We start from the raw sequence: 7,052 nt of genomic DNA on the forward strand, positions 1-7,052 counted from the left end.
TATTTTGTTATACTTATTTTTGTTTATTATGGCCAGATCACCCCGGATTGTTTAGGGCTCGTCCATGGTTTTCCTGCAGGACTTGTTCCCGGATGGGCAGCAAGACATTCACTTACCCATGTGGCTCCCACAGCATGAGATTTCACTTTTTTCACAGAACAATAGGTAGTTCCGAAGTTATCTTTATACAGCTGGTAGTTAGGATAAGCGCCCTTCGCTACCAACTCTTCATTATTAAGAAGTTCGACATCATCACCCACCTCAGCCGGATAATCGACAACAGCACCCAGAACCCATGCTATGGAATCTCTGTTGTTTCCAGCCACCAGACTTGGCGGAGGACTGAGTGTGATCTTGATTGTAGATTTTGATTGGTCTACAGAGATGGAGGAAGAATAGGTAGATTCTTTAACGCTTGCCAATGGAATACCTAAGAAAGAAAGTGTGGCAGAAGTAGACTGTTCAAAGGTTTTCTGAATGCTTTTATAATCTTCACCTGTTACTGTAATCTCTACAGTAGGATAATTGGAGATTGCCACCCCGTTCAGGAGTCCGAAAGGTCCTTCCGGTCCGAATTTCATCCCAGGATCCGGAGAAAATTTATATCCTGAGATATGCTTTTCTTCTTCTTTGTCTCTGCTGTTGATCTGTGCTTTGCGGATAGGATCAAACCATGCCCAGTACATATTGCTGGCAATATTAAAATCTTTTGGTCCAAAGTTCACCAGAGTAACCCCTGTAAACATCATAGATATTTTGATTGAGTTTTTGCTTATCGCAATATCTTCACTGAAATAATTGGCATTGCCCCCGATTCCTAACGTAAAGAAATCAAAGATAGGAATAGAAAAACCCGTTTTCCCTTCTACGGAAACCCGGAAACGACTTTCGGATTCACGGCTTACTTCCATATCGATCTGAGCAGTCTGAGAAGTATTTTTAAGCCCGTTTAAAATCTCATTTAGCGGCGTGGTCACCTCAAAAGCGGGTAAAATACTGTCGTCATTCAGGAGCAGTCCGCCGTTTTCTTTTTTAGGATTCTGTACATTCTTCAAGGCTTTGGATAGGTAGCCATTATTCATTGTCACATTATTCTGCAAAGATATAGTGGCCCCCAGCGCATCCAGATAATTGGCCAGTACAGGAATAATAGGTTTTCCGCTTGCCGGTGTCTTATTCAGTAATGCATCAAGGTTATCACTCTTCTGAATCTGGTACAAAGTGGTAGCAGGGTTCGCCCACTCTGTAGCAATTTTATCCATAATGATATCAATAGGCTGCATGGTGTCGGTAGCTGGAGGAAGTGTGTTATAAGCGGCTACCCAGGCATTAAGCAGGGCCATTTGCTGATCTGTCGCTCTGGTATGAGCATCATTCAGTACAGCTGTATCTTCTACAGATAAGGAATAGTTGACTTTTGAAAAAGCATCAATAAAGTAATTGGTAAATACCTGATCCAGCTGTACCGGCTCAGTATTGGCTCTCAGGTTGGAAGAGATCCAGTCGTAAGTTTTTTTATTAAACTTCAGGTTTGACGGATCCTGCCAGTAATAAGGAAAATTTCCTTTTCCATTAATAGTAATTGCAGACAGATCTGTACTTAAAACACTTGCAAGAATATCATTGGCTCTGTCTTTCAGTTCTGTAATAATTTGTGATGCTTCTACAAAGGGAGCAACATTTTCTCGATTTTTCATGATAATAATTTTGGGTATGGTTCCTACTCTTTTCCTGGCTTTTCGGATGCTGCCGTTGTTCAGGGTTTTGAAGCTTCTTTTGAACATACCAAAGTAACGATGAAAAAAGACCGGATTTCAGAGTATAAATTTCCGATTTTGAAGCCAGGTATTTTTACTGAAACCTATACGCATTTGTACGTATAAAAAACAGCGTATTATTTTAACCACCAGCATCTGTGTCATCTGTAAGAAAATATAAACCACAAAAGTTTTAAAAATATTTGATTTTTATCTTCAAAGCTCTTTTTAAAGGTTAAACGTTATCTAAATAGCTTAAATAAAGTCTATATTTGAAGATCAACCAACACCTATCTCATATATGAAAGATATTCAATATAACATTAAACTCAGGCCGACCGCAGTGGAAGATCTGGAAATTCTTTTTCATTTTCAGCTTGATGATGAAGCGAATCATCTGGCAGCATTTACATCAAAAGATTCCACGAATAAAGAAGCTTACATTGCTAAGTTTACCAAATTACTGGCCGATCCCACCGTCAACAACCAAACCATTATGGCCGATACAGTAATTGCCGGAAGTATTGCCAAATTTATCATGGAGGGTGACGCAGAAATCACCTATTGGATTGATAAGAATTTCTGGGGAAAAGGTGTCGCCACAACGGCGTTAAAGAATTTTCTAGTCTTGGAAACAACAAGACCTATTTTTGGACGGGTTGCTTTTGATAATCTGGGTTCGCAAAAGGTTCTGGAAAAATGTGGTTTTATGAAAATTGGTACTGACAAAGGTTTTGCCAATGCCAGACAAACGGAAATTGAGGAATTTATTTACAGGCTTGACCGATAAGAGAAAACTGTATTTGACTGCATGGTCTATGAATGAATAATTGTATATTCGATACACTAAAATCTCTTATCATGAATTATAAAGTACTTTCCAATTTTATTTTAGAAAATTTAGAACAGGAAGTTAACGACTACATCCTCCGTGGCTGGAAACCTCAGGGCGGAATATCCGTTAATGCCTCAGGGTTCTACCAGGCAATATCTAAAGTGTAATATAAATTCCAACTTAGTACCAAGACATTATAAAGCATGTTTCTTGAATTTAAAATATGAAAAACAAGTTGGCATTAGGACAATTGAAGCTTGCCACATTAGACAGCCAGGGATTAACGCACAATACGCCATTCGGAACCGGAAAAGAAGCTGTTCTCAATGCTTTGGAACATCTTGGATATATCCAGATCGATACGCTGTCTATGGTGGAGCGGGCTCATCATCACACCCTTTGGACAAGAATTCCGGATTTCCGGGCCGATTATCTGGAAGAACTGGTAGAAGAACGTAAAGTATTTGAATATTGGTTTCATGCAGCTTCATATCTTCCCATGAAGGATTTCCGGTATATTTTACCTCAGATGCTGACGATCAAAAGAGGAGAATCCCGTTACTACAATGCTGATCCTAAAGTGATGGAATATGTGACAGACACCATCCGGAATGAAGGGCCTAAAAGAGCAAGAGATTTTGAAAATGAAAGCCAAACACCAGGAAGCTGGTGGAACTGGAAACCTGCCAAGCTGGCTCTGGAAAGACTTTTCATGCAGGGAGATCTGATGATCAGCGGACGTTCGGGAATGCAGAAAACTTATGATCTCGCTAAGAGAGTTTTACCATCTATCATTGATACTACAGAACCTACTCCACTTGAGTTTGCTGAATATCTGGTAAAAACCAATCTGAGAGCTTATGGCTTTACGACGTTAAAACAGATCACTCACCGTCGAAAAGGAAATGATGTAAAGAAAAATGTCAACAAGGTCTTAGACATGATGCTTGAAGAAAACTTGATTTCTCAGGTCAAAATAGAAGGATTGCCCTCCGTCTTTGTTCGGAACGATTTTTTTGAAAAGACATATGATCTTAAAGATTCCAATATCCGGCTGCTGTCTCCGTTTGATAACTCCATTATTCATAGGGAGCGGATCAAACAGATTTTTGATTTTGACTTTCGTCTGGAATGCTATACTCCAAAAGAAAAAAGACAATATGGCTATTTCTGTCTGCCTATCCTGTTTGGAGATCAGTTTATCGGAAGGGTTGACTGTAAAGCGCACAGAAAAGAAAAAAAGTTTGAACTTATCCATCTACATATTGAAAACAGTACTATTGACCTTGATTTATGGCTTACACCTTTCGTAGAAACCATAAAACGTTTTGTCATTTTCAATGGTTGTGAATCTTTGCTTCTGACAAAAGTAAGTCCATCAAAGTTGGGTTCTTCTGTAAAAAAGGAGTTATCCAAAGTAAAGTTTAAAAAGTAATTGAAGCTATTAAAAAACAAATCGCATTATTGACTTCAATAATGCGATCTTATTTTTTAGGAAAACTCCTATTAATTTAATTTCTGATTTGTTTTCTGAACAAAATCATTCCATTGCTGGTTCAGATAAGTGAGTGCTTTCTTTTTTTCACCATCATTCATAGAAGAATAATTAATAGAATTGAAGACCAGCTTCTTCAGGGCTTTCACATCCAGTTCCCAATAAACCTGTGTCACCCAAAAATCATAGCTGAGACCTGTATATCCGTACACAGACGGATCATCACTGTTGATGGAACATTGTACCCCATTGCTCAATAAAACTCTTGCCGGATGGTTTCTCAGGTCACTTACATATCCTAAGATCTGGTTACTAAGCGGGCTTACTTCCACCAGCTTATCCTGTTTTCTGATCTGTTCCATGGTTTTTGGGAAGTAAATCAGATTCAGTCCGTGCCCAATTCTCTTATTGTTTAGCGGCACAACATCCAGAATATTTTTATTCAGGATAGAATTGCTTTCGCCCGCATGAAGAAAAAGAGGAAGTTCTACTCCGTATTTTTTACTAAGCCCGTTCATTTTGGCCCAGCTTTTCTCAAAAAAACTGATATGATGTCCCGCTGCCTCATCTGCTACAAGATCAAAGCCTGAGATCATATCCGGAAATTCTTTTTTCATTTCAAATGCCGTTTCCAGCTGCTTTTCAATGTTGTCATTATCTAAGAATTTAAAACTCGAATAGATCAGTTTCAGGGTAAACTGCGGATCTGACTGGTGTACTTTTTTAAGAATGTCCTGCAGATCTGTAATGGATGTTTTCAAAGGATATTTTCCATGTTGAAAATCATAAAGTTCATCAAAGATATATCTTATTTCTACGTGCTGAACTTTATCTTTGATCAAATCCTGAAATCCTTTCAGATAATATTCTTTAAAGAAAGGACGATACGGAAGCACTAAACTGATGCGTTTAAAACGTTTTTCAAATTCAATCCAATAATTGGTATAAAAACAAAGATTGTCACGTTTCAACGTAAGAAGATCCTCCAGTTCTTTTTCAAAACCAGGGTTTGAAGTGAGCTTTTTATCAAGGTTTACAAATCCGTTCGGGACTTTTCCTTTTTCAAAAAATGCCAGCTGCCCGGAAATAAACTGATCGTTATCTTTCTGATCGTAAACATAGCATTCAGTATATTTTCTGGCTGTTGAAATAATCCATCTTACGTCTGTGATTCCACCGCTATGGGTATGCAGCAGCCCTCCTTTCGGCATTGTCTGAAGAATTTCAAACAGCCTGCTGCTTTCTATTAATGGTTTTAATTCATTAAAAGAGCTGTTATATAAAGATATTTTCTTTGCTTCCGAATCACTGAGAAACTGTTTACGAATCTGGAATAGTTTTTTATCCAAATTGATTTCTTCATCAGACAATTTTATATCAGCATCAAATGCCATTGCAGCATTTTCTGCCTCTGATAATGTCAGGTTCTGTTGGTATGCAGTTTTTTCAGTCACTTTACCTTGCCCCCAAAATAAGGGTGCTCCAAAAAGTGATATATAAATAAGGTATTTTTTCATCATAATAAATATTGGAGGAGTTTTTTGTACTATCGGTTATGCTTTAACCGTTAAAAGTAGCTTTTTACAGCAAAAATTGTGCAAAATAAAGCTAATTCAAAAATAATATTAATTTTTAAAGCCACCAAGTCATTATTATGCGCTCATTGTTTTCTGTGCATGAAGCATAAAGTGAAATTAAACAGTAGACAAAAGAGTCTACAACATCAATGCTATAGACTTATTATAAATTATTTTTTAATCCCTCACTGAAAAGAAGCTCTGAACTGCAGAGGAGAAAGATTGGTTTTATTTTTAAACAGTTTGGTAAAGGATTGCGGATGTTCAAAACCCAATTCATATGCAATCTCACTCACGGATAAATTGGTAGTAGAGAGTTTTTCTTTCGCTTTTTCAATCAGTTTATCATGAATGAATTGCTGAGTACTCTGTCCGGTAAGTGTTTTCAATAACCGGCTGAGATAATTGGGAGAAATTCCAAGCTCACCAGCAACAAACTGAACTGTAGGTAAACCTTCCGATATCAGATCATTGTTATTGAAGTAATCATGCAGTACAACTTCTAAACGATTTAAAATGGTATGATTGGTTATTTTTCTGGTGATAAACTGCCTTTCATAAAACCTTTCTGAATAATTGAGCAATGTTTCAATATGGGAAATGATAATATTCTGACTGAATTTATCGATCACCGAATGATATTCCAGTTCAATATTTTCTATAATTCCATTGATGGTAAGTTCTTCTTTTTTTGAAAGAAATAAAGCTTCATTCACTGAATACTCAAAAAAATCATATTGCTTTATGGTCTTCGCCAGTGAAGTATGCCAAAGAAAATCAGGGTGAATCAACAGCATCCATCCGGATTGTTTTTCCTGTATTTTAGGATCTGATTCAATTCTGAAAATCTGGTTTGGAGAGATAAAAAACAGTGTTCCTTCATCAAAATCATATTCCTGTTGACCGTACTTCAGCTTCCCATTTATGCCAATTTTTAAAGAAATCTGATAAAAATCCAGCATCCAGTTAACTTCACCAATATCAGCTGGCCGTTTTACGTCTTTATAATCAATCACACTGATCAATGGATGTTCAGGAGGCGGTAATCCTCTCGAGCGGTGAAATTCTGTGATGGTCTTTATTCTTTTTACAGCCCGTTTTTCCATATCATAAAATTACAAATTGTTTTACAGTGAATGCTGCCATTTTTTCCTGACTATTGCTTAAACTTTTGTGGTTTATATTTTACCACAGATGGCACAGATTTGCACAGATATTTGTGGTTAAAGTAGTCCGTGTTTTATTCTTAAGTGTACTTTTCAGCGTAAGAATATGCTCTTCGTCCTACTAAAAGATTAAAAACTTTTGTGACTTTTGTGGTTTATATTTTCCCGCAGATGGCGCAGATTTGCACAGATGTTGGTGATTAAAGTAGTCCGTGTTTTATT

The 7,052-nt window shown here is 37.2% G+C and carries 6 protein-coding genes; 3 read left to right on the forward strand and 3 right to left on the reverse strand.

Annotated elements, in window-relative coordinates:
- Positions 1 to 26: 26 nt before the first annotated feature.
- A complete protein-coding gene (locus J2786_RS09265; protein ID WP_047435845.1) occupies positions 27 to 1,697 on the reverse strand; it encodes a hypothetical protein in 1,671 nt (556 codons plus the stop codon).
- Between the two features lie 361 nt (positions 1,698 to 2,058).
- Between J2786_RS09265 and J2786_RS09270 the strand changes: the two genes are divergently transcribed.
- From J2786_RS09270 to J2786_RS09280, 3 genes are all read left to right on the forward strand, one after another.
- On the forward strand, positions 2,059 to 2,547 hold the full coding sequence (locus tag J2786_RS09270) for a GNAT family N-acetyltransferase (RefSeq protein ID WP_047433684.1): 489 nt from the start codon (positions 2,059 to 2,061) through the stop codon (positions 2,545 to 2,547).
- Positions 2,548 to 2,618: 71 nt separating this feature from the next.
- Entirely contained in the window at positions 2,619 to 2,759 is a 141-nt protein-coding gene (locus tag J2786_RS09275; protein ID WP_156121537.1) for a hypothetical protein, read from the forward strand.
- A gap of 56 nt (positions 2,760 to 2,815) precedes the next feature.
- Positions 2,816 to 4,027: a winged helix-turn-helix domain-containing protein gene (locus J2786_RS09280; RefSeq protein ID WP_310024839.1), complete on the forward strand. Its 1,212-nt coding sequence runs from the start codon at positions 2,816 to 2,818 to the stop codon at positions 4,025 to 4,027.
- A 71-nt stretch (positions 4,028 to 4,098) separates the two neighbouring features.
- Here J2786_RS09280 and J2786_RS09285 read toward each other — a convergent pair whose 3' ends face one another.
- Both J2786_RS09285 and J2786_RS09290 read right to left on the reverse strand, forming a co-directional pair.
- Positions 4,099 to 5,607 carry an amidohydrolase family protein gene (locus J2786_RS09285; protein WP_310024841.1) on the reverse strand — a complete coding sequence of 503 codons (1,509 nt, stop codon included), beginning with the start codon at positions 5,605 to 5,607 and terminating at the stop codon, positions 4,099 to 4,101.
- A 242-nt stretch (positions 5,608 to 5,849) separates the two neighbouring features.
- Entirely contained in the window at positions 5,850 to 6,770 is a 921-nt protein-coding gene (locus J2786_RS09290) for a helix-turn-helix domain-containing protein (RefSeq protein ID WP_047433687.1), read from the reverse strand.
- Positions 6,771 to 7,052 lie beyond the last annotated feature (282 nt).

This window comes from Chryseobacterium vietnamense (genome assembly GCF_031454475.1).
GTDB lineage: Bacteria > Bacteroidota > Bacteroidia > Flavobacteriales > Weeksellaceae > Chryseobacterium > Chryseobacterium vietnamense.